This is a genomic window from Acinetobacter lactucae, assembly GCF_001605885.1.
Lineage (GTDB): Bacteria > Pseudomonadota > Gammaproteobacteria > Pseudomonadales > Moraxellaceae > Acinetobacter > Acinetobacter lactucae.
Genome location: NZ_LRPE01000036.1, coordinates 23,947 through 48,653, shown reverse-complemented (window position 1 = coordinate 48,653; position 24,707 = coordinate 23,947). Strand labels below are relative to the sequence as shown.

Genomic DNA, 24,707 nt, shown 5'->3' with positions numbered 1-24,707 from the left:
TAAATAGCCATAAAAGCGTCAATCGACGCTTTTATTTTTAGGAGAAATTAATGTCTAAACAAGATTATGAAAATGGATTAAAAGTACGCACAGAAGTGATGGGAGAAGCTTTTGTAAAACGTGCCCAAGAAAATACCGTACCCTTTACCCAGCCTTTACAAGACTGGATTAATGAACATGCATGGGGATCGACTTGGCAACGTGAAGGTGTGCTACCACGTAAATATCGTTCATTAATTACTTTGGCAATGCTCACGGCACTCAAATCACCAACCGAACTCAAAGGCCATGTTCGTGGTGCACTCAACAATGGCTGTACAGTTGAAGAGATTCAAGAAACTTTATTGCATAGTCTGCCATATTGCGGCGCACCCGCTACTCAAGAAGCTTTTCGTGCTGCTTTAGAAGTGATTCAAGAATATCAACAAAAATAATTGCAAATGAGCCAGCCTACTGGCTCTTTTTAATCTAACTCACTTTGGTTGAATGCATCTGAAAATTACGATCATCAATCACGATAGCCTGGCGACAAATCCCATCTACTTGACGTTGCTTTTCAAAAACAGTTACTGACATCGGTTCAAAACTATCAAAAAAGCAGATTTCATTTGAGTCAATAGAATAGATAAGTGACTGATTTCCGACCCCTGCTAAAGTATCGTAATAGACAATCACCATTTTTCCATTTTGAATCGCCGCTTGAATATCTTGATAGCTCAGTGCGGGTCCTGTTGGTATTTTTAATACCTTTGCTTCTTTATAGCTCATTCGTTCGCTAGGGCTAATATTAGGATCTTCATCTGAATGAAATGACACTTGAAATCCTAGTTTCTTTAATGCAACAGCTAAGGCAATCGCATAGGTGCCCCCTTCCTCGTGTCGGCAAACTTTAATCAACTCAGCAACATCAATTTGTACCCCATGATGTTGAAGTACCATCCAAACGGCAAAAACACCACAGTTTGCTTCGAGGTTTGCTAGAACTTGGGGAATATTTACTGCCATAATTCGAATCTATAAGGATAATTAGGCAGATAATAAACAAAACTGGATTGGCACTAAAAGCTTTTCCAAGTACAATGTTTCGCTAGTCGAGGGATGCTGCGACAAATGATCGGCACTAAAGATCAGTTTGCCAGGCTCGACAATCGGTTAAACACTCGTTTTAACCAACAACGGCATCCGCGAACATAATGATCAATTTTTATTTTTAATTAAGGAGATCGTAATGAACGCGGTTAATGCTTCATTTACAGATTACAAAGTTGCTGACATCTCTCTTGCTGACTACGGCCGTAAAGAAATCAAACTTGCTGAAGCAGAAATGCCAGCTTTGATTGGCTTACGTAAACGCTATGCAGCGACTAAACCACTTGCTGGCGCAAAAATTCTTGGTTGTATTCACATGACCATTCAAACAGCGGTTCTTATTGAAACGCTTGTTGAATTAGGTGCTGAAGTACGCTGGACATCATGTAACATTTTCTCGACTCAAGATCATGCTGCTGCTGCAATTGCTGCTCGCGGTATTCCAGTTTTTGCTTGGAAAGGCGAAACTGAAGAAGAATATATGTGGTGCTTAGAACAACAGATCAATGTAAATGGCCAACCTTGGGATGCCAATATGATCTTGGACGATGGTGGTGACTTAACTGCTCTTGTTCATGAAAAATACCCTGCTCTTTTAGAACGTATTCACGGTATTACCGAAGAAACAACAACAGGTGTTCAACGTCTTATCGAAATGTGGAAAGACGGTTCTTTGAAAGTTCCTGCAATCAACGTAAATGACTCTGTTACTAAATCTAAAAACGACAACAAATACGGTTGCCGCCACTCATTAAATGACGCGATCAAACGTGCAACTGACATGCTTTTGTCTGGCCGCCGTGCACTTGTAGTTGGTTATGGTGACGTAGGTAAAGGTTCTGCTCAATCTTTACGTCAAGAAGGCATGATCGTTCGTGTAACTGAGGTTGACCCAATTTGTGCTATGCAAGCATGTATGGACGGCTATGAAGTTGTATCTCCATACAAAAACGGCGTACAAACAGGCAAAAAAGAAGATATTAACCACGATCTTCTTGGCAACACTGACCTTGTTGTAACCACTACTGGTAACTACCACGTGTGTGATGCAGCGATGTTAGATAGCTTAAAAGCTGGCGCAGTTGTATGTAACATTGGTCACTTCGACACAGAAATCGACACGGCTTATTTACGTGGTTACAAGTGGGTTGAAGTTAAGCCACAAGTTCACCAAGTTTATCGTTCAGAAGACGAAAACAACTACCTTATCCTTCTTTCTGAAGGTCGCCTTGTAAACCTTGGTAATGCAACTGGTCATCCATCACGTGTGATGGACGGCTCTTTTGCCAACCAAGTCTTAGGTCAAATTCACTTATTCCAAGAGAAATTTGCTGACCTTCCTGCAAATGAAAAAGCTGCAAAAATTCGCGTAGAAGTTCTTCCTAAGAAACTTGACGAAGAAGTTGCTGCTGCAATGGTTGCAGGTTTCGGTGGTGTACTTACTCAGTTAACTCAAGAGCAAGCCGATTACTTAGGTGTTGCTGTTGAGGGACCCTTCAAGTCTGACGCTTACAAATACTAAGAATTTAAGGGCAGACGGTGAACCGACTGCCCTTTTTTCTAAAATGTTTCGCTGTTTACAAGGATTTGACATGACTAGACGTACGCCTATTTCTTTTGAGTTTTTTCCGCCAAAAACTGATGCTGGTGCTGAAAAACTTCGTATTGTTCACCAAGAATTACAGCTATTAAACCCTGAGTTTTTCTCAATTACTTATGGGGCTGGTGGTTCTACTCGCGAACGTACTCTTGCCGCTATTGAAGATTTTAATGGTAAAGGTACACCAGTTGCACCTCACCTTTCTTGTATTGGTGATGATAAAGCTCGCATTGCTGAGTTACTGGATTTATATAAAGCTCAAGGCATTAACCGTATTGTTGCTTTACGCGGTGATTTACCTTCTGGTCAGGTTGGACTTGGGGAACTTCCTTACGCACAGGATTTAGTACGTTTTATTCGTGAACACTCAGGTGATCATTTTCATATTGAAGTTGCAGCTTATCCAGAAATGCATCCTCAAGCTGAAGACCTTGATTCAGATATCCAACGTTTTATCGAAAAAGTACAAGCTGGGGCCAATGCAGGAATTACTCAATTCTTCTTCAATCCAGATTCATATTTTTATTTTATAGAGCGTTTAGAGAAAGCTGAAATTAACATTCCAGTGGCTCCAGGCATCATGCCAATTACCAATGCAAGCAATTTAATTCGCTTTGCAGACGGTACAGGTGCTGAAATTCCTCGCTGGATTCGTAAGCAATTACAAGCCTATGGCGATGACAGTGAAAGTATTAAAGCTTTCGGTCATGACGTTGTTGTTAAGCTATGTGAACGCCTCATTGCAGGTGGCGCACCAAGCTTGCACTTCTATTCAATGAATCAAATCGAACCAACTCGTCAACTCGTTGTTGATCTTGGTTTAAATTAATTTTGTAAGGCGTACCCAATGAACCGTTTTTTTATCGAAACTGAACTTACAGTTGGCTCAACAATTCAACTGACAGAATCAGTATTCCATCATTGGGTGCGTGTTTTACGTGCACAACTACAAGAACAAGCAACTCTATTTAATGGACAAGGTGGCGAATATCTCGCGACATTAACCGAAATTAATAAAAAAAATGCCTTTGTTACGATCGAGAATTTTAATCCAGCAAACCGTAATGCACCTTTTAAAGCTATCTTGGGTCAGGTCATGAGTAAAGGTGATCGAATGGATTATGCCATTCAGAAAGCCACTGAACTGGGTGTAAGCCAAATTCAATTACTGACCAGTGAGCGTTGTGAAATGCGGTTAAAATACGATCGAGATCAAAAAAAATTAGATCATTGGCAAGCTGTTGCAATTGCAGCATGTGAACAATGTGGCTTGAACTTAGTCCCAGAAGTGTTAGCACCTATTTCCCTTCATGAATGGTTAAGTTCTCCTAAACTTCCTCAATCTAAATTTGTTTTAGCGCCAGAAAAAGAACAAAAAGATGTATTGGCAGGGATACAACCTGAACTTTCCCTATTAATTGGCCCAGAAGGTGGACTAAGTGAAAATGAAATTACCCAAGCCAATCGAGCTGGTTTCGTGAACTGGTGCATTGGTGACCGTGTTTTACGTACAGAAACAGCCCCAGTTGTTGCCTTGTCTATCTTAAATTATCGATTTTTATCCACCTAAGTTCTCTGAACATTGATTAAATCGTGATTTAAAGTTAATTTACTTTTATTGTATGAATAAAATTTCAAATTCTTTTTCACTGATAAATCAGATTCTTTCTGTATATATGTAAAAAAATAGGATAGAAAAATCTTATGTCTGGGCTTCAGGAAGAATATCTACAGCATCAAACAAAAATTGAACAACTAAAACTTTCAACTCAATATATACGCTGGTATTTGTTTAGCCTGATATTATTGTGCCTCATTTCATATGGTATTTTTTCTTATTATTTTTCATCTTCAATAACACCATTTAGCTGGTCTATGGGACTGACCATCGCTTCTTTTATCTGCTTATTATTTATTCCAAACGTTTTAACTCACTATCGTACTATCGATTTCACAAAAAAAGCAGATCGTGTCTTACAAAGTATTTGTTTGTTCTCAGGAATTTTAATTGGAATAAATGTCACGGTTATTCATTTTTATCTTCCTCCTAAGCTAGTTGCACTGCCAGATGCTCATATTTTAATTGCTTTATTTATTACCTCCGCTCATATCATTGGCCTTACATTTTTAACACAACAACCTCGATACTTTTATCTCCTATTTATTCCCAGTACTTTGCCGTTACTGTTCGCTCAATTCACACATAACCCAATTACTGAATTACCATTTTATTTTGCCTATAACCTCACCTTTGTAGCAACTGTACTTTGTGCCTACGCAACTCAACGTAATTACCAAAAGATTTCTCAGCTATTATTAAAAAATAAACAGCTTGTTCAAATTTCAGACCAACATACTCAATGGGCTGAAGAACTATGTGTACAGCTCCAACAAGAAGTGAATAAGTCCAAAGATATTGAAGCCCAACTGCAGTTTAATAATCATTTACTTGAGCAAAAAGTACGTGAACGTACTTATGATCTCACTAAAATGAATGAACAACTCGAAAGCCATCACTACAATTTAGCTTTTGCACATGAAACTGCGGGTATCCGGCCTTGGGATTGGGATATTGAAAATCAAAAGTTAGAAATTACGTTTTTCGATCAGCAAAAACAAAGTCAGACCACTGTTATTCATCTCAATACAATATTAGATCGTATCCATCCAAGTGATAAAAAGCTTTTTGACGAACGCTTAAAACAACATTTAGAAGGTGTTACAGATCATTTTAATATCAACTTCCGGATTTTACGCAGAGATGGTTCTTGGCGATGGATTCATGATGTAGGCCGTGTCATTACGCGAGATCCTAAAACACAAAAAGCGCTTCGCATGGTTGGAATGACCCGGGATATACATCAAGAGAAAAAAGATCAAGAACATCTAAGACTATCTGCAATTGTGCTCGAGCAAGCTGCTGAAGGCATATTTATTTTAGATGAACACCTAAATTATATTGATATTAATCCTTACTATGAAAAATTAACCGGATTTTCTAAATCAGAACTTCTGAATAAAGAGTTATTTAGTATTACAATTAATCAAAAAGAATTACAACAACAGTTTCATACATCAATTAAGCAACAGCTCCTCGAGACAGGAGAATATATGGGTCAGTTTGACGAAAAGTTTAATTCTGGCAAAAGCGCATATTTATGGTTGCATATCAATGTAGTAAAAGATGAGTTCAATCAAATCACCAATTATATTGGATTTGCACGCGATCTCACTGAACAAAAACGACAAGAGCAACACCTATCTTATTTAAAAAATTATGATAGTCTCACCCACTTACCTAACCGTCTTTACTATTACAATCAATTACACCAATATCTTGTAAACCCCTCATATAACATTAAAAGTTTAGCTTTAATACGGGTAAACATTGACCGTTTCCGAGCTTTCAATGAATTTTTAAATAATGATAGTGGTGACGAGTTACTTAAACAGTTCGCACAAAGATTACGCTTAATCAATATCAATGCGATTTTAGTCGCCTATTTAAATAGTGATGATTTCGCAATTATTTATGAAATTTCGCCAATCCATCCAAATATTGAGCAATATTGCCAAAATATTTTGCAAGCGTTAAACGCACCATTCTATATTGATAATCAGGAATATTTTATTACAGCTTCTATCGGGGTGGCATGCTTCCCTGAACATGGCAGACAAATTGACCATCTCAACAATCATGCAGAACAAGCACTTTCAGAGGCAAAACGTTTAGGGGGCAATACCATTTCTTATTACTGCAATAAAACAGATCATCCTTATAAAACTGCCGATTTAGAACAAGAATTACGCAAAGCCATTCAGAATAATGAATTTGTAGTTTATTACCAACCTAAAATTAGTTTACATGACCAATCCATTATTGGTTTTGAAGCACTCATTCGTTGGCAACATCCCGAAAAAGGATTAGTCATGCCGAATATGTTTATACCTTTTGCTGAGCGTAGTAGCCTAATTTCAGACATTGGTAAAGTTGTTTTAGATAAAGTTGGAAAGCAATTACAAGAATGGAAAAATGCAGGTTATATCAATATTCAAGTCTCGGTAAATATTGTTGCTCAACAAATACATAGAGGCTTATTACTCAATGATCTAGATGAAGTTTTGCAAAAATATAATATACAGGGTTCAGATCTCGAACTTGAAATTACTGAGTCAGCCCTTTTAGACAACACTGACAATGTAAAAAAACTATTACACTCTATAAAACAACGAGATATTTCTATTGCCCTAGATGACTTTGGTACGGGTTATTCTTCTTTGGCGTACCTGACTGAGTACCCAATTGATGTATTAAAAATTGATCGTGCTTTTATTTCTAAAATTGGTGACCACAAACAAGAAGCAATTGTTAATGCGATGATTGCGATGGGTAAAAGTATGGGACTTAAACTGGTTGCAGAAGGTGTAGAAACAAAAGAGCAGGTGACCTATCTACAAAAACAACAATGTGATTTTTTACAAGGCTATTTCTTTAGTCGCCCTATCCCTGCCGAGCAGGTCATCCCTTATCTACAAACAAATCCACACATTTCTTAACTGTTTCAGTCATCTATTTTACCCATGCTGCTTTTTCCAAAAATGAGCGTTTTTGACTGTGAGAAATAAAGAAGTAGTGTTATATTCTTTAGCATTTAGCTCACCACGGGGCTATTGGCAATTCGTCTACTATTCTCTTAATTGGTAAAAATTAAAGCATAGTTAAAGAGCCGAGTTGCCTCTCCCTAAATGAGCAATTTGACTAGTTTGCTTTTTTGTATCAAATAGAGACTCAGATGGACGATCAATCTTTAAAACAGGCCGCTTTAAATTACCATGAATATCCAAACCCAGGGAAAATCAGCGTCACCCCAAGTAAGCAACTTGTCAACCAACGAGATTTGGCTCTAGCCTACTCACCAGGAGTTGCTGCGCCATGTTTAGAGATTGAACGTGATCCATCAGCTGCTGCGAAATATACAGCTCGCGGAAACTTGGTTGCTGTAGTCAGTAACGGTACAGCTGTTCTTGGTTTAGGTAATATTGGACCATTAGCTTCTAAACCTGTAATGGAAGGTAAAGGTGTTCTCTTCAAGAAGTTTGCTGGTGTTGACGTATTTGACATCGAAATTGCAGAAAACGATCCAGATAAAATTGTAGATATTGTTGCCTCTCTTGAGCCAACTTTCGGTGGTATTAACCTCGAAGATATTAAAGCGCCAGAATGTTTCTATATTGAGAAGAAACTTCGTGAACGTATGAAAATTCCTGTATTCCATGATGATCAACATGGTACAAGTATTATTGTAGGTTCAGCATTGCTCAATGCATTGCAACTTGTAAATAAGAAAATTGATGAAATCAAAATTGTAGCTTCAGGTGCAGGTGCTGCTGCCCTTTCTTGTTTAGACTTGCTTTGTGCTTTAGGTGTAAATAAAGAAAATATCATTGTTGCCGATTCTCGCGGTCTACTCACTACTTCACGTGAAGGCTTGGATGAATCGAAAAAGCGTTATGTTCAAGACATTAAAGCGACTCAGTTACATGAAGTAATGGCTGGTGCTGATATGTTCTTGGGTCTTTCTGCTGCTGGTATTCTCACCAAAGAAATGGTGAAACAGATGGCTGAGAACCCTATTATTTTTGCTTTGGCAAACCCAGATCCAGAAATTTTACCTGAACATGCGCATGAAGTACGTCCTGATGTGATCATGGCAACAGGTCGTTCTGACTATCCAAACCAAGTAAACAACGCATTATGTTTCCCTTACATTTTCCGTGGTGCACTTGACGTTGGCGCAACGACGATTAATGAAGACATGAAAATTGCATGTGTACATGCAATTGCACGTATGGCACACGTAGAAGCTGATGCAGCTACTTATGGTGAAAAATCTGCTTCATTTGGCCGTGACTATTTAATTCCACGTCCACTTGACCAACGTTTAATTTTAGAAATTGCCCCTGCTGTTGCTAAAGCTGCAATGGACTCAGGCGTTGCAACTCGTCCGATCGAAGATTTCTCTGCATACCGTCAAAAATTATCTGAGTTTGTTTATAACTCTGCATTCTTGATGAAGCCAATTTTTGCTCAAGCAAAAACTGATCCTAAACGCATTGCATATGCTGAAGGTGAAGATGAGCGCGTATTACGTGCAGTGCAAATTGCAGTTGATGAAGATTTAGCTAAACCAATTTTAGTAGGTCGTACTGCTGTAATTGAAGCTAACATCAAAAAATTAGGCTTACGTTTACAACACGGCGTAAATATTGAGATTGTAGATCAAGAACAAAACCCGATGTATGAAGAGTTTTGGAAAGACTACTATCAAACTATGCAACGCAAAGGCATTACTGTTGAATATGCTCAACGTGAAGCTCGTCGCCGTTCAACTTTAATTGCATCTTTACTGGTTAAATTCGGTAAGGCAGACGGTATGTTATGTGGTACTTACAGTAGCTATAACATTCACCTTGACTTTGTACGCAATGTGATCGGTCTAAAAGAAGGTATGAATAACTTCTTCACCTTAAATGCATTAATGCTTGAAGATCGTAATTTGTTTATTGCTGACACATACGTAAATACAAACCCGACTGCTGAACAACTTGCTGAAATGACTATTTTAGCAGCTGAAGAAGTACGTCGTTTTGGTATTACTCCACGTGTAGCCCTACTTTCTCATTCAAGCTTTGGTAGTGACCAGACTGACTCAAGTGCTCAAAAAATGCGTGAAGTTTATCGTATTTTATCTGAGCAAGCTCCTGAGCTTGAAGTTGAAGGTGAAATGCACGGTGATGCAGCATTAGACGAAAACATTCGTCAATTTGCATTCCCTGGTTCACGTTTCAAAGGTTCAGCAAACTTGCTCATTATGCCAAACCTAGATGCAGCAAATATTTCATTTAACTTGTTGAAAGCGACTTCTGGTAACAACGTTACGATTGGCCCAATTTTGCTTGGTGCAGCAAAACCTGTTCATATTTTAACTCCGACTGCAACAACTCGTCGTCTTATCAATATGACTGCTTTAACTGTTGCTGAAATCCAACAACAAGAAAAGTAATTTAGAAACTGCTTTTTACGAAAAGCATCTCTAATGACTTGAGAAAACCTCTATTCTGTAGCATGATTGCTTGAAGAATAGAGGTTTTTTCATGCAAGTGTATTTAGTAGGCGGTGCCGTCCGTGATTTTTTACTTGGGCACCCCTATCAAGAAAAAGATTATGTTGTGGTCGGTGCAACGCCGGAACACATGCTCGCCCAAGGTTTTCAACCTGTAGGCAGAGATTTTCCTGTGTTTCTTCATCCTGAAACGAAAGAAGAATATGCACTTGCACGTACTGAAAGAAAATCTGGTAAAGGCTACCACGGCTTTCAATTTTTTACAGATACCACAGTAAGTTTAGAAGAAGACTTAATTCGCCGTGATTTAACCATCAACGCCATAGCAATGGATCAAGATGGCAAACTATATGACCCATATGGCGGTCAAACCGATTTAGAAAATAAAACTTTACGTCATGTTTCAGAAGCTTTTGCTGAAGATCCTTTACGTGTTTTACGTGTTGCACGCTTTGCAGCACGTTATTCTTCATATGGTTTTCATATTGCACCTGAAACCTTAGAACTCATGCAAACAATGGCCGAGTCAGGTGAACTTGATGCATTAACGCCAGAGCGTGTATGGAAAGAGACTTCACGTGCACTTTTAGAAGAGCACGCAGATGTTTATTTCCAAACATTGCGTGATTGTGGCGCCTTAAAACATCTTTTCCCTGAAATTGACGCATTGTTTGGTGTACCGCAGCGCCCTGAATATCATCCAGAAGTGGACTGCGGCATACACACCTTAATGTCGTTACAGCAAGCTTGTAAATCAAACTATTCACTTGATGTTAGATTTGCTGTGTTAGTGCATGATTTGGGTAAAGCATTAACTCCAGCTAACGAACTTCCTCGCCACATCATGCATGAAGAACGTGGAGTGAAACCCGTTACTGAGCTATGTGAACGTTTAAAAGTTCCAACTCAAACTCGACAGTTGGCACTCTCGGTGTGTAAAGAACATCTAAAATGCCATCAGATTATGTCGTTAAAACCTGGAACTGTATGGCGTCTATTACAGCGCCTAGATGTATTGCGCCGCCCTGAAAGAGTGGAAGCTTTTGTACAAGCATGTGAATGTGATGCTAAAGGAAGACTAGGTTTAGAAGATCGGCCTTACCCTCAAGCTCAGTACATGTTAGATGCGATGCAAATCGTTCGCTCTATTAAAGTCCAGGATTTACCTGAAAACATTAAAGGTGCTGAGATTGGTGAGATGCTAATTCAGTACCGCATTGATGCTTTAACTGAGTTTAAACATCAACATCAAGCACCTTCTCATTCTTAAGTAAAGCTAATAAAAAAGCCTCACTAAGAGGCTTTTTTAATTTTTACTGTTTAGGCAAAGGTATAAATTGTGATTGAGTATTTTGGTTTTTCCGTTCCCCTACTGTCACCACAAAGTTTTGTTGCTTCCCATCTCGCTCAACCATGACATTAATTTCGCTGTTAGGCGCTTGTAATGCGACATAATTGATCAAATGAGATGCCGAAGTGATTGCCTGATTATTCACCTGAATAATTTTATCACCAATCTTAATTCCTGCTGATGCAGCTGGACCATTTTTCAAGACATCTGCAACCACAACCCCAATTTGCTGTTTCGGTGCTAACACATCTTCTTGGGTAGGCGGTAGTAAACTAATACCTAACCATCCACGCACGACACGACCATCTTTCAAAATTGAGTTTAAAACTTGCTGGCAAACTTTAGCAGGAATAGCAAAACCAATACCTAAAGAACCACCTGACTGAGAAAAAATAGCCGTATTTACACCAATTAAATTCCCAGCAACATCAATTAATGCTCCACCAGAGTTACCTGGGTTAATTGCAGCATCTGTTTGAATAAAGTCTTCATAGGTATTAATACCTAAATCAGAACGTTCAGTCGCCGAAATAATACCCTGAGTTACCGTTTGTCCAACGCCAAATGGGTTACCGATTGCTAAGACGACATCACCTACTTCATTACCACTTAGCTTAAATGGCAATACAGGTAATTTATCTAGATCGATTTTAATTACGGCTAAATCAGTATCAGGATCTGTTCCCACAATCGTTGCTTCTGCACGACGTCCATCATGTAAGGCCACTACAATTTGATCAGCTTGAGCAATCACATGATTATTCGTAAGAATATAACCGTCAGCTCGTACAATAACCCCAGAGCCTAAGCTATTTTCATTTTGCTGTTGTTGTTCAGGAACCTGATTTCCAAAAAATTCGCGGAAAACAGGATCACTTAATAATGGATGATTTTGTTTAACTTTCTGGGTCGTAAAAATATTAACAACGGCTGGCGCTGCAACTTTTACCGCAGCGCTATAAGATACCACCCCGCCCGTTCGTGAAGTATCAACCAATGGTTCAACTTTCTCAGCAGGCATTTGCACCCCATCAACTGCAACAGTTGGTTTCGGCTGATGGTATTTTTGCCATGCAATAAAACTGGCAATTACAATAATAAGTAACACCCAAGGTAACCATGTAAAGGTGCGGCGCACGTTCATATCCTCTACGCAAAGAAGTTTTTAATTAAATTAATATATTGAACAAAAAGACTTTTCAGTTAAGCATTTTAAATTAAATATGTCGATATACATAAAAAAGTCAAAAAAGATTTGTCTAGCTTTAGTTACACAACAAAATATGTTTCTATAGCTTTAGCAATTATTTACTACTCAATTCAGGAAATATCATGGCGAATTTGCATGAAATTATTCAGTGGTGCGACCAAACCTTAAAAGCAGCAGAATTTAAAGATTACGCACCTAATGGCCTGCAAATTGAAGGTTCAACTGAAGTAAAGCGTATCGTTTGTGCGGTTACTGCTTCCGAAGATGCGATTGATGCAGCAATTGCTCAAAATGCAGATCTATTACTCGTACATCATGGTTACTTTTGGAAAGGCGAACCGTACCCAATTACAGGAATGCGCGGTAACCGCATTAAGAAACTCATCCAAAATAATATTTCATTAGTTGCTTACCATCTACCTTTAGATGCCCACCCAACTTTGGGCAACAATGTAGCTATTGCAGAAAAACTAAACTTGCAGAATTTAGAACCACTCGATTTAGCCGAGAAACATCCAATTGGCAATATTGGTTATTTAGAACAAGCGCTTTCTGTTGATGAATTTAAAGCAAAACTACAAAACAGTTTTGATTTTAAGGTCATTCATTTGCCAGCAGAAAAACAAAGCATTCAAAAAGTGGGCTTCTGCACAGGTGGGGCTCAAGATTTTATTGCTAAAGCGGCTTTGCAAAATTGTGATGCTTATATCTCAGGTGAAGTCAGTGAACGAACTTTTTATGAAGCAAAAGAGTTAGGTGTTCATTATTTTGCCTGTGGTCACCATGCAACTGAGCGTTATGGAGTTCAGCGTTTGGCACAAGCGATCTCAAAACAGTTTTCAATTGAAGCTGAATATTTTGAATTGAATAATCCGATTTAATTAAGTCTTTTTTTCAATCTGTGTTATGCGTATTAATTAGATCTTTATTGTGTATAGTTCTTTAAAACGATGCCCTATTGTTAACAGAATCATTTACAATAGAGCCACTTAATTGTATAACCCAGCAAATGCAAGGAATAGGAACATGACAACCATTACTTTACCTGCACTTCCATATGGCTATGATGATTTAGCGCCACATATTAGTAAAGAAACTTTAGAATACCATCACGATAAACACCACAATACCTATGTTGTTAACTTAAACAACTTAATCAAAGGGACTGACCTTGAAGGTAAAACTTTAGAAGAAATCATCCAAGCAACTGCTGGTGATGCATCTAAAGCTGGTATTTTCAACAATGCTGCTCAAGTTTGGAACCATACATTTTATTGGAATTCTATGAAGCCAAACGGTGGTGGTAAGCCTACTGGCGCAATCGCTGCTAAAATTGACGAAGCTTTTGGTAGCTACGAAAAATTTGCAGAAGAATTTACTGCTGCTGCAACAACTCAATTCGGTTCAGGTTGGGCTTGGTTAGTTGCTGATGAAGTAAACGGTAAACTTTCTATTACTAAAACTTCTAATGCAGACACTCCACTTGCACATGGTCAAATTGCTGTATTAACAATTGACGTATGGGAACACGCTTACTACATCGATTTCCGTAACTTACGTCCTAAATACATCGCAACTTTCTTAGAAAGCCTTGTGAACTGGGACTATGCAAATGCAAAACTTGCAGGTCAACCAGCAGGCGTAGAGAAATAATTTTATTTCTTTATGAAAAACCACCCTGTTTTGGGTGGTTTTTTTATTTTTAATACAACAAAAGCATATTAATCAAGCAAACGATTCATTTTCTTTAATATTCTTATTGACGGTTTTAGATTTCATCCATAAAATGCGCATCAGATTCTCCAATAGCTCAGTCGGTAGAGCGACGGACTGTTAATCCGCAGGTCCCTGGTTCGAGCCCAGGTTGGAGAGCCATCTACTAATCTCCCATAGCTCAGTCGGTAGAGCGACGGACTGTTAATCCGCAGGTCCCTGGTTCGAGCCCAGGTGGGAGAGCCAAGATTCTAAAAGCCCGCATTTATTGTGGGCTTTTTCTTTTTTATCATCTAATACTTTTATTATTTTTAATAAAATCAACGATTCGAGTATTTTTAGAACAAATGATTAGATATTCTCTCTAATTCTGCTATTAAGGCTTGACCCAGCCCCCTTTCCTGCCTAAAATCCTTTTCCAGATTCTCCCATAGCTCAGTCGGTAGAGCGACGGACTGTTAATCCGCAGGTCCCTGGTTCGAGCCCAGGTGGGAGAGCCAAGATTCTTAAAAACCCACTCATTTTGAGTGGGTTTTTATTTGTATGATGCTTACCATGTTCGAATCGAGTCACTTATTTTTTATTGTTTTAGGTTGCGTAAGCACCTGTATTTTTCTTCTTGTTTGCTTACGTCCTTATTTATTTCCAAAACAAAAATTCTTTGCTCGTCCTGTCGTTACAAACTTTGAAACTCAAATGTTCATCCGTTTAAAACAAAGTTTTCCAAATTATCATGTGTTAGCACAAGTGGCTTTTAGCGCTTTAATTACCAGTAATGACTATAAAATTCGTAGTCAGTTCAATCGTAAAGTTACTGACTTTGTCGTGCTAAACGACAAGATGGAAGTAATGGCCATTATTGAGCTAGATGACCCTACCCATCTTGAAAAAGTAGAAGAAGACCGTATTCGTGATCAAATGCTCACTGAAGCAGGCTACCTTGTAAAGCGTTACACAAATATTCCTACTGTACGCCAATTACAAAAGGATATTCATTAACAAGCTATTTCGTTTCAGAATTTGCAGCTTCTTTTTCAGCGATTCTTTTTGCCATTTCTAAACGCTGCTGTTCATATTGTTTTTTATTCTTAGCATCACTTTTTGCAGCCAAGAAAAGTATTCCAATAATTAGAAAAGGAATAAGTAAACCTAATCCCATTAATAACCAAGGAACAGATTTTTTTTCAACAGGTTGCTGGCTCATAAGTTCTTCAAACTCAAATAGTATCAAATCAAACTGTGTAACAATATAACAAAAAAGGCCCTTTTCAGGACCTTTTTAATTTGAAGATTTTAAATACAAAAAATTATTGTGCTATTCCAGTACATTCAACATTCTTACTAGCATCTATTACTGATGGATCAAGTACTATATTTGTTTTAGCTGGCATCTTAGATTGAACAAATTGATAAATTTCAGCATTTCTACATACAATCGCCTGAGTATGGGCAGCTCCGACAACAGGTACAAATGTCACATCAGTTCCCATTTTTTTAAGTCCCTCTTGTAAGGCATTAGTAACAGGATATGGTACAGCCATATCCGCAGTACCTTGAACAATCATGACTGGTGAATTAATTTTTTTGGTAGCAGGTTGATTATCTACCAAGAATTTTTGCACCGTTGGATTCTCCTGGAAATTACCAGCTAGGCCTGGATAATCTAGAACTGTTTTACTAGTATTAGTCGCAAGAAAATCTCGAATATCATCTGCAAATTTATTATGCAAATCAGTTAAACAGACTCCATTTTCACCCGTAGTGCCTTCTGCAAACTCAGCTATACTTTGAGAACGTTGTTGAAAGATTTCACGATAATTAAATTTAGGTTCATAAGCAGTAATACCCACTGTGGTATATGCAGCATATGCAAGTAGCTCAGCATATACTTCTACAGCCGTACCAACAGGTGCGGTACCAGCCTGCTCTTTTTGAAGAATGTCTCTAATTGCTTGCGGAGCAACTACAGAAATAATATAGCCAAGACTAGAGGCTGGTGCTGTTGCAACCGCTCCTTTGTAGTTACTGTCGTTATTAGCAAATTCAGCTGTTCCTAATGAAGCATGACCTCCTTGAGATTGTCCAATCGACATCCATGAACTATTCAATTGACTACCGTAATGATCTTTAGCAGCTTTAACTGCTGCAATTGCAGATTTAGCCTCACTTCCCAAATTAAGGTATGGATGCATCCCTCTAGTACCTAAACCTTCATAGTCAGGTGCCACAATCACATATCCAGCAGCTAATAAAGTATCAGCTAAAATTTTGAAGCGTGGATTAATCGTATTATTACTTGGTGCACAACTATCCCCTACTCCTACAGTGCCGTGCTCCCATACCACTACGCGATAACCATCCTTTGGTTGAGCAACTTTCGGGAACATGACTAAAGCGGTTGCTTCAGCTGTTTTCCCTTGTACATTCACCATGTTATAAGTCATTACTTTTATAGATGAAGCGCCACTTAAGGTATCCTTAGAATAGGCTTTTTCAGAAACATAAGTTTTATCGGGATTAACACCAATATAGTCATCATCATCGTCATTACACGCTGTAAGAAATAGTGCTGAAATTGATAATGTTATAGCTAAAGCAATTTTTGACCGTTTCATAGAATATCCTTTTTATGTGTTATTTATTCCGCATATTTTTATGCACAAATATTAAGACATAAAAAAAGTGCTCTGCATAGAACACTTTTCAACCTCACGGTCATTTTTACTATATGAAATTTAAAAATATTCCTAGAAAAATGATTAATCCTACCCAGCGATTGTGACGGAATGCCCAAAAACATACTTGAGGGTTGCGGTCTTTCGTTTTAATTGTTTGATATACAAAATCGAATGCCACTACAACTAAAGCAATAATTGCCCATGGGAATAAAATATTTTCTAAATATAGTGCAGTACCAATCAAAACAAGACTAGTTGCTTGTAAAAGAGCAATAATCTGGATGTCATATCGACCAAAAAGAATAGCGGTAGATTTCACACCAATCTTTAAATCATACTCACGATCTGTAATTGCATATTGAGTGTCAAAAGCCACTGTCCAAGCCAAATTACCAAAATAAATGAGCCAGCACGTTATATCTAAAGGCTTACCCATTGCTGTAAATGACATTGGAATACCCCAAGAAAATGCCATACCTAACACTACTTGCGGTAAATGGGTATAACGTTTCATAAAAGGATATATAAATGCTAAAGCCAAGCCCCCTAATGCACAGTAGAACGTCGCGATAGGTAAAAAGAACAACGTACAAGCACTGGCAAATACTAATGCTAAAAATACATACACCGCTTCTCTGGGACTAATTACACCTGTTGCCAAAGGGCGTGTTTTTGTACGCTCTACATGTCCATCCACTTTTCGATCAGCGAAGTCATTAATTGCACAGCCAGCGGCACGCATAAAAATTGTACCTAATACCATCGCCAAAAGAATATGTAGAGGTGGCATTCCCTCTGCTGCAATCCAAAGTGCCCACATGGTTGGCCAAAACACCAGTTCTGTTCCAACAGGCTTATCAAATCGACATAGATAATAATAAGCTTCTAAACGCTGACGCCATGTTGTACCTGTTGCAGTCGTCATAGTAATTCCTTGTCGTGCTGCTGATTTAAAAAAGCTTCAAAAGCCGGTAAGAATGTTTCTTGGACGATAAATTTACATCCATGCCAAGTATAGCAACTTTGTCGCGTCCAGCCTTCTGACAAAAGAATGACACGGCGGTCACAAAGCGGAGTTGTTCTTTGAAATAGAAAAAAGCCAATCGGCTTAGAACCAATATGCTGAAATATACGGGCCTTTTTTTGTAAGCTTTGAATTGGAAAAATACTTTTTGCCTTCACCCACGGCTCTGCCTCACAGCCATATAAATAAGTTTCCCTTACCCACGAGGTGTGAGCATGAGACATATTCATCCATTGACTATCTGCAAAAGTTAAACGCTGAAAGTGTTCTTTAAAGGGCTTTACACTGAACTGGCCACCACCAAGTTCAGTTAATTGTTGGGTCAGAGAACCAGACGCATACAACCATGTTTTCAACTCAGGATTTAAAGTCTTTTCCTGTTTAAGTACTGGTTGCCGTTTACGCATAATCTGCTCACATGAAAACTCGCACCTAGTTTACTCCAATTTTTTGATAAAAAACGTAGAGAATTCAATCAACATTTTGAGCAATAAAAAAGCCTGCATATGCAGGCTTTTTTATGAAATACGTATTACAAGCTGTAGTACATATCAAATTCAACTGGGTGAGTAGTCGTGTTAAGACGACGTACATCTTCAGTTTTAAGTTCGATGTATGCATCAAGCATTTCTTTAGTGAACACGCCGCCTTTTAACAAGAATTCGTGATCTGCTTGAAGTGCTTCAAGAGCCATATCTAAGCTATGAGCAACTGTTGGGATTTTTGCTTCTTCTTCTGGAGGAAGATCATACAAGTTCTTATCAGCAGCTTCGCCCGGATGGATCTTGTTTTGGATACCGTCGATACCAGCCATTAACAATGCAGCAAAACCTAGGTACGGGTTCATCATTGGGTCTGGGAAACGAGCTTCGATACGCTTACCTTTAGGGCTAGAAACGTATGGAATACGGATAGAAGCAGAACGGTTACGCGCTGAGTAAGCAAGCATAATTGGTGCTTCGAAGTGAGGAACCAAACGCTTGTATGAGTTTGTAGATGGGTTTGTGATTGCATTCAATGCACGAGCGTGCTTGATAATACCACCGATGAAATACAATGCCATTTCTGAAAGGCCTGCATATTCATCACCAGCAAACAAGTTCTTGCCATCTTTAGAGATAGACATATGAACGTGCATACCAGAACCGTTATCACCTACCATTGGTTTAGGCATAAAGGTTGCAGTTTTTGCATATTGGTGAGCAACGTTCCAAACAGCATATTTGAACTGTTGAACTTCGTCAGCTTTACGAACAAGAGTATTGAAGCTCACACCAATTTCTAACTGGCAAGAAGCAACTTCGTGGTGATGTACTTCTACACGACCTGGGCCCATGATGTCTTCGATTTTTGCACACATTTCTGCACGCATATCTTGTGAAGAATCAACTGGAGGAACTGGGAAGTAACCACCTTTAACACGTGGACGGTGACCAGAGTTACCAGACTCGTAATCTTTACCAGTAGACCAAGCAGCTTCTTCAGCGATTAATGTATGACGAGCGCCAGACATATCAATGTCCCATTTCACTTCGTCAAAAACAAAGAATTCTGGTTCTGGACCGAAGAATGCAGTATCACCGATACCTGTAGATTTTAAGTATTCTTCTGCACGGCGAGCAATCGAACGTGGGTCACGCTCATAACCTTGACCTGTTGAAGGTTCAATAACGTCACAAGTCACAACTACAGTTGGTTCAGCAAAGAACGGGTCGATGAAACCAGTTTCTGCATCTGGACGTAAAATCATGTCAGATGCTTCAATGCCTTTCCAACCAGCGATTGAAGAACCATCAAACATTTTACCGTCTTCAAAAGTATCTTCATCAATAGAATCAGCTGGGTAAGTTACGTGCTGTTCTTTACCCTTAGTATCAGTAAAGCGAAAATCGACCCATTTTGCGCCACTTTCTTGTATGAGTTGAAGGACCTTGTTCGCCATGCTCATTTTGCTCCAATGAAATTTTGTTGCACTTGTTAAGTGCGTGTTAGTTGCTGGTATTTATATAGCAATTCTCATACCAACTTTATAAGACTTACCTAAAACATTGAATTGCTTATAACTATCCATGATTCAGGCCCCTTGTCTCGAACCCATTATACTGTTTGCATAGTTAAATGCACCATATTCAGACATTTTCAAATTATGGCATACAAGAATAGCTCGCAATCGCCCTAATTTAGTGCAAAATTGTTGCGCCAATATGAATCATCGCATCAATATCTACCAGTCAATCATGATCATAATACTTTCTTATATAGAAAGCCGACTTTGTTACTGCAATGCATGAAAATAATAATCTATTTTATATAAAATTTTTAAGCTAGAGCTAAGACCATGTTGCCTACTACAAGCTTTGCCAAAAAAGGTTCTAGAAAAAAACTACTTCTAAATAGAGATTTTGAAAATGGAGTAATCTAATGGTTCATATTCATCCATAGGAACTCTAAAGCTTTAAAATATTATTCTAATTTTTCTTATATAACTGTTTGTACTAAAGCAAGACTTGGTCAGCTTTGGTGCGCCAAGAAGAATCTTTTTCGCTGATAATTTCCCCTTCTAATTTTTACCATTTGTTATATACCTTTTTTATACATGACCAACTTGCTTTTTCACTTTAAAAAATCTAAAAAATAAAACATAACTTTTTTTTATAATTAAACAAACTAAAAGTTTTGTTTTATCTAAATTACAAATATGTTCAAAGGATTTGAAATGAAGCATGAAATCGAACAATATGACAGAGCTTTTTTCGGCCACCCAAAACCCCTAAAAACTTTATTTTTTACAGAGCTATGGGAACGCTTTTCTTACTATGGAATTCGGCCCTTATTGGTTCTTTATATGGTTGCAATGGTCAATGACGGCGGTTTAGGCCTTGACCGTCCAACCGCAGCAGCAATTGTTGGGTTATTTGCAGGTTCCATGTATTTAATGACCGTTTTCGGTGGTTGGATTGCCGATAATTGGTTAGGTCAGGCGCGATCGGTCTGGTATGGTTCCATTATTATTGCGCTAGGCCATTTATCGATTGCCCTAACCGCACTCTTTGATCAATTCTTCTTTTATTTCGGTTTAGTTCTTATTGTTATTGGTTCAGGATTATTTAAAACCTGTATTTCAGTCATTGTCGGAACATTATATAAGGCTCAGGATAGTAGACGAGATGCCGGTTTCTCCATTTTTTATATGGGGATTAATATGGGTTCGTTTATCGCCCCACTCATTACGGGTATATTAGCTCGTGAACATGGCTGGCACTTAGGTTTTGGAATTGGCGGCCTTGGAATGTTAGTTGCTTTACTTATTTTCCGAGCATTTGCTATTCCACAGCTACAAACTTTCAATGAGTTACGTCAAGAAAATGACAATTGCAATAAACCCGTCGTAGAAAATAAAAATGCGCCAAAAATTGCTTTCTCTTTTTTACTTTCTGTCGGAGTTATTATTGTCCTTACTTTGTTTGATGTCATTCATATTAATCCAGTCGCGGTAGCAACTTATTTAACAGTTGGAATCGGCGTTGGTATTATCGCTTACTTTGCTTATTTATTATTTTTCTTGAATTTAGAACAACATGATAAATTTAAAATTATTATTTGCTTCGTTTTATTAGCCACATCCGCATTGTTCTGGTCTGCTTTTGAACAGAAACCGACATCTTTTAATTTGTTTGCACAAGATTATACAGATCGTATGGTTTTCGGTTTTGAAATACCAACTGTATGGTTCCAATCAATCAATGCCCTGTTTATTATTATCTTCGCTCCAATTGCGGCTTGGCTATGGGCGAGACTAGGTAAATCGAATAAAGATCCGAATTATATCAGTAAATTTATCATTGCATTGTTGCTTGCAGCAGGCGGCTTTCTCGTTATGTCTTTTGCCAGTCGTTTTGCAATTTCTGGTGGCTTAGTTTCACCATTTTGGTTAGTAGGTACTATATTTTTACTTACCATAGGTGAACTTTGTTTAAGCCCGATTGGCTTATCAACCATGACCAAACTTGCACCTGATGTTATACGTGGTCAAATTATGGGCCTATGGTTTACTGGGTCAGCGTTAGGTAATCTCATCGCTGGTCTCATTGGTGGGCACGTGTCATCAGATAGTATTGACCATTTACCTACTCTTTTTATGCGATGTGTTTTGGCATTAGTGATTGGCGCAATCGTGTTATTTTTATTAAAGAAACCTATTAATAGATTAATGAACAAAAGTACCAGTAAAGTTCAACCTGACTTGGAAACTATATGAGCGTTTTAACTGTTCCAGAAAAACTAGAGAAACTTCGCGAACTCATGCGCAATCAGCAGATTGATGCATTTGTTGTGATGAGTGCCGATCCCCACATGTCAGAATATTTACCCGACTATTGGAAGGCAAGACAATGGCTCAGTGGTTTTAGTGGCTCTGTTGGTACATTAGTCGTGACGCAAAACTTTGCTGGCCTATGGGCAGATGGTCGCTATTGGGTACAAGCCGAGCAACAACTTGTTGGAACTGGCTTTAATCTTCAAAAATTAACAAATGATGAGTCTTCAACACATTTAGCTTGGATTGCACAAAACTTAGCAGCAGATTCGATCATTGCGGTAAATGGACATACCTTATCTATTCAACAATTTAAAGCACTCGAACATACTGCACGAGTTCATAGCTATAAACTCGAGACTCAAAAAGATTTAGTTGGAGAGATTTGGTTAGACCGCCCAGAACTACCATCTGAAAAAATCTATTTAATGCCTGAAGGGTTAAATGCCCTATCTCGTAAAGAAAAAATTCAGGCGATTCGTGAGACTTTACATAGCAAGAATATTTCTGGGCATTTCATTTCATCTTTAGATGATATTGCATGGGTCTTAAATGCACGTGGACAAGACGTAGAATACAACCCTGTTTTTCTTTCTCATTTTTACATTAATGCAGAACAAGCTGTTCTGTTTATTGATAGTAGAAAACTAGATTCAAGCATTCAACAAGCTTTTGTAGCCGATGGTATTGAAATTCGTGATTATGAAGATACGGCTCAGTTTTTAGCGAATATTACTGATGCTTCTGTACTTTTAGATCCAGCAAAAGTATCAATTTTTCATGAACAAGCCATCGCAAAAGATATTCAGGTTGTATACGACATCAATCCAAGTACGCTTTTTAAATCGCGTAAGCATGAAAGCGAAATTGCTCATATCCGCCATGCCATGCTTAAAGATGGAGTCGCGCTTTGTCACTTTTTCCATTGGCTAGAAAAAGCACTTCATCAGGATGAACGCATTTCAGAACTGACTATCGATGAGAAAATTACTGCCTACCGCGCTCAGCAAGATGGATTTATAGGCCCAAGTTTTTCAACGATTGCAGGCTTTAACGCCAATGGTGCTCTACCTCACTACCGTGCAACTCCAGAGCAATACTCATTCATTGAAGGTGATGGTTTATTGTTGATTGACTCTGGCGGGCAATATGTAGATGGAACAACGGATATTACTCGTGTGGTTCCTGTAGGTACACCAACGGAGCAACAAAAGCGTGACTATACGCTGGTTTTAAAATGTCACATTGCTTTGGCAAAAACCATTTATCCAGAAGGTTTAGCTGCACCTCTACTCGATTCAATTTGTCGCCATACTTTATGGCAACATGGTTTAGATTATCGCCACGGCACAGGTCATGGCGTAGGCTTTGCGCTTAACGTACACGAAGGACCGCAAGTACTTTCTTATTACGCTCCTGTTCATGCGTACAGTAAATTGCGTGAAGGTATGATTCTCTCTAATGAACCAGGTCTGTACCATGAAGGGCAATACGGTATTCGTATTGAGAATTTGGTTGCAAACAGGGTTCACTCTGGGTTTGAAAAAACCTATGGTGAATTTTTAGAGTTTGAAACACTCACGATGTGCCCAATACATTTAGATTGTATCGTTGTAGATCTGCTAACGAATGAAGAGAAAGACTGGTTAAATGGTTACCATCAAACTGTCCAAGAAAGACTCGCTGAACATTTGTCTGGCGATGTTTTAGATTGGCTAATTTATAACACACGTAAGATTTAAACTTTTTTGTGACTAAGGCAGAATAGTTTTTTATTTCCAATGAAAAGCTTATTCTGCCTTTATTGTCTTTATCTCTATTTTTTAATTAAAAGCTATTAAAGCTGATTTAGTTAAATAAATTTCTAAAAAATCTCCCTGTTTTTAACTAATAAAATAAAAAGTCCTTATTCATTGATAACTCCACAACTAATAGCCATTAAGAATTTTTATAATTAAGAAACATAATCGTAACTATAAAAAAGTAGTTTTGAAGAGAACTTTTTAAGCACCATGCTATTTTTAACCGTATTCAATATTTCTTTGAATTAAAGGGTTTCCCTATGCAGGTATCTAATTTCACAGCCACACGTGATGATCATTATACCGTTTCTACAGATCCCTCTAAACTCGACATAAAAGTGATTCATTCGTTTCTATACCATTCAAAATGGGCAAAAGGGATCGATTTAGAAACAATGCAAACCGCTATACAAAACAGTTTGTGCTTTGGGTTATATGATCCGAACAACCAACAAATTGGACTTGCTCGTATCATTACAGACTATGCAACCTTTGCTTATGTAAAAGATGTTTTTATCATCAATGAGTTTCAAAAATTGGGATTAGGACGATGGCTAATGGAATGTTGCTTAGAACACTTGGAGTCTCTTAAACTTCGCAGAATTATGTTACTTACCAGTACAGCCTCATGGCTCTATGAAAAAATAGGGTTTACTCCACTGAATCAAGAAAATTTTGTATGGCAGATTTTGCCTAATAATAAAGAGATATCTTCAAATTAAATGATCAATTTGCTCCACACTTTTAGTTTAGAAAATACATCGACTTATAATTATTAATATGCTTTTGCTAGCAATAAAG

20 protein-coding genes and 3 tRNA genes are annotated in these 24,707 nt (G+C 38.1%); 16 read left to right on the top strand and 7 right to left on the bottom strand.

Going from position 1 to position 24,707, the window contains the following annotated elements; all coding sequences use genetic code 11:
- The first annotated feature begins 50 nt into the window (after positions 1–50).
- On the top strand, positions 51–434 hold the full coding sequence (locus tag AWW73_RS13300) for a carboxymuconolactone decarboxylase family protein (protein WP_000043120.1): 384 nt from the start codon (positions 51–53) through the stop codon (positions 432–434).
- A 34-nt stretch (positions 435–468) separates the two neighbouring features.
- Here AWW73_RS13300 and AWW73_RS13295 read toward each other — a convergent pair whose 3' ends face one another.
- On the bottom strand, positions 469–1,005 hold the full coding sequence (locus AWW73_RS13295; protein ID WP_062849884.1) for a cysteine peptidase family C39 domain-containing protein: 537 nt from the start codon (positions 1,003–1,005) through the stop codon (positions 469–471).
- Positions 1,006–1,228: 223 nt separating this feature from the next.
- Between AWW73_RS13295 and ahcY the strand changes: the two genes are divergently transcribed.
- From ahcY to AWW73_RS13265, 6 genes are all read left to right on the top strand, one after another.
- Complete coding sequence (ahcY, locus tag AWW73_RS13290) at positions 1,229–2,611, top strand: adenosylhomocysteinase (RefSeq protein WP_062849883.1); 1,383 nt, start codon at positions 1,229–1,231, stop codon at positions 2,609–2,611.
- Positions 2,612–2,681: 70 nt separating this feature from the next.
- Positions 2,682–3,518 carry a methylenetetrahydrofolate reductase [NAD(P)H] gene (gene metF / locus AWW73_RS13285; RefSeq protein ID WP_062849882.1) on the top strand — a complete coding sequence of 279 codons (837 nt, stop codon included), beginning with the start codon at positions 2,682–2,684 and terminating at the stop codon, positions 3,516–3,518.
- An 18-nt stretch (positions 3,519–3,536) separates the two neighbouring features.
- A complete protein-coding gene (locus AWW73_RS13280; protein ID WP_062849881.1) occupies positions 3,537–4,259 on the top strand; it encodes a 16S rRNA (uracil(1498)-N(3))-methyltransferase in 723 nt (240 codons plus the stop codon).
- 134 nt (positions 4,260–4,393) lie between these two features.
- Positions 4,394–7,246, top strand: coding sequence for a putative bifunctional diguanylate cyclase/phosphodiesterase (locus tag AWW73_RS13275; RefSeq protein WP_062849880.1), 2,853 nt, complete (start codon positions 4,394–4,396; stop codon positions 7,244–7,246).
- Between the two features lie 236 nt (positions 7,247–7,482).
- Positions 7,483–9,753, top strand: coding sequence for an NADP-dependent malic enzyme (locus AWW73_RS13270; RefSeq protein WP_002118176.1), 2,271 nt, complete (start codon positions 7,483–7,485; stop codon positions 9,751–9,753).
- Between the two features lie 91 nt (positions 9,754–9,844).
- Positions 9,845–11,083: a multifunctional CCA addition/repair protein gene (locus AWW73_RS13265; RefSeq protein WP_062849879.1), complete on the top strand. Its 1,239-nt coding sequence runs from the start codon at positions 9,845–9,847 to the stop codon at positions 11,081–11,083.
- Positions 11,084–11,126: 43 nt separating this feature from the next.
- On the opposite strand, the gene AWW73_RS13260 is transcribed toward AWW73_RS13265, so the two are convergent.
- Complete coding sequence (locus AWW73_RS13260) at positions 11,127–12,302, bottom strand: S1C family serine protease (RefSeq protein WP_031948946.1); 1,176 nt, start codon at positions 12,300–12,302, stop codon at positions 11,127–11,129.
- Positions 12,303–12,496: 194 nt separating this feature from the next.
- Here AWW73_RS13260 and AWW73_RS13255 point away from each other — a divergent pair, with 194 nt between their 5' ends.
- From AWW73_RS13255 to AWW73_RS13230, 6 genes are all read left to right on the top strand, one after another.
- Positions 12,497–13,255: a Nif3-like dinuclear metal center hexameric protein gene (locus AWW73_RS13255; protein WP_016145940.1), complete on the top strand. Its 759-nt coding sequence runs from the start codon at positions 12,497–12,499 to the stop codon at positions 13,253–13,255.
- Between the two features lie 145 nt (positions 13,256–13,400).
- Positions 13,401–14,027, top strand: coding sequence for a superoxide dismutase (locus AWW73_RS13250; protein ID WP_016145941.1), 627 nt, complete (start codon positions 13,401–13,403; stop codon positions 14,025–14,027).
- A gap of 146 nt (positions 14,028–14,173) precedes the next feature.
- Positions 14,174–14,249 (top strand) — tRNA-Asn (locus AWW73_RS13245).
- 8 nt (positions 14,250–14,257) lie between these two features.
- Positions 14,258–14,333: transfer RNA gene (locus AWW73_RS13240), tRNA-Asn, on the top strand.
- Positions 14,334–14,511: 178 nt separating this feature from the next.
- Positions 14,512–14,587, top strand: a tRNA-Asn gene (locus tag AWW73_RS13235).
- A gap of 55 nt (positions 14,588–14,642) precedes the next feature.
- Positions 14,643–15,086 carry a DUF2726 domain-containing protein gene (locus tag AWW73_RS13230; protein WP_062849878.1) on the top strand — a complete coding sequence of 148 codons (444 nt, stop codon included), beginning with the start codon at positions 14,643–14,645 and terminating at the stop codon, positions 15,084–15,086.
- Positions 15,087–15,090: 4 nt separating this feature from the next.
- On the opposite strand, the gene AWW73_RS13225 is transcribed toward AWW73_RS13230, so the two are convergent.
- The 5 genes from AWW73_RS13225 to glnA all read right to left on the bottom strand — a co-directional run bounded on the left by AWW73_RS13225 (position 15,091) and on the right by glnA (position 19,737).
- Complete coding sequence (locus AWW73_RS13225; protein WP_031965257.1) at positions 15,091–15,291, bottom strand: hypothetical protein; 201 nt, start codon at positions 15,289–15,291, stop codon at positions 15,091–15,093.
- 103 nt (positions 15,292–15,394) lie between these two features.
- The gene (locus tag AWW73_RS13220; RefSeq protein WP_057105063.1) at positions 15,395–16,702 is read right to left on the bottom strand and encodes an alpha/beta hydrolase family protein; all 1,308 of its coding nucleotides are present in this window, start codon (positions 16,700–16,702) and stop codon (positions 15,395–15,397) included.
- Between the two features lie 109 nt (positions 16,703–16,811).
- Positions 16,812–17,690 (bottom strand): 4-hydroxybenzoate octaprenyltransferase, encoded by an 879-nt coding sequence (gene ubiA / locus AWW73_RS13215; RefSeq protein WP_016145945.1) that lies wholly within the window; start codon positions 17,688–17,690, stop codon positions 16,812–16,814.
- Entirely contained in the window at positions 17,687–18,196 is a 510-nt protein-coding gene (locus AWW73_RS13210) for a chorismate--pyruvate lyase family protein (RefSeq protein WP_016145946.1), read from the bottom strand. Before AWW73_RS13210 ends, ubiA begins: the two co-directional genes overlap by 4 nt.
- Positions 18,197–18,321: 125 nt before the next feature.
- Complete coding sequence (gene glnA, locus AWW73_RS13205; RefSeq protein WP_002052696.1) at positions 18,322–19,737, bottom strand: type I glutamate--ammonia ligase; 1,416 nt, start codon at positions 19,735–19,737, stop codon at positions 18,322–18,324.
- Positions 19,738–20,487: 750 nt separating this feature from the next.
- On the opposite strand from glnA, the gene AWW73_RS13200 reads away from it, so the two are divergent.
- From AWW73_RS13200 to AWW73_RS13190, 3 genes are all read left to right on the top strand, one after another.
- Entirely contained in the window at positions 20,488–22,047 is a 1,560-nt protein-coding gene (locus tag AWW73_RS13200) for a peptide MFS transporter (RefSeq protein ID WP_081409627.1), read from the top strand.
- Positions 22,044–23,846 (top strand): aminopeptidase P family protein, encoded by a 1,803-nt coding sequence (locus AWW73_RS13195; protein ID WP_062849876.1) that lies wholly within the window; start codon positions 22,044–22,046, stop codon positions 23,844–23,846. Before AWW73_RS13200 ends, AWW73_RS13195 begins: the two co-directional genes overlap by 4 nt.
- A 320-nt stretch (positions 23,847–24,166) precedes the next feature.
- Complete coding sequence (locus AWW73_RS13190; protein ID WP_062849875.1) at positions 24,167–24,628, top strand: GNAT family N-acetyltransferase; 462 nt, start codon at positions 24,167–24,169, stop codon at positions 24,626–24,628.
- The last annotated feature ends 79 nt before the right edge of the window (positions 24,629–24,707 follow it).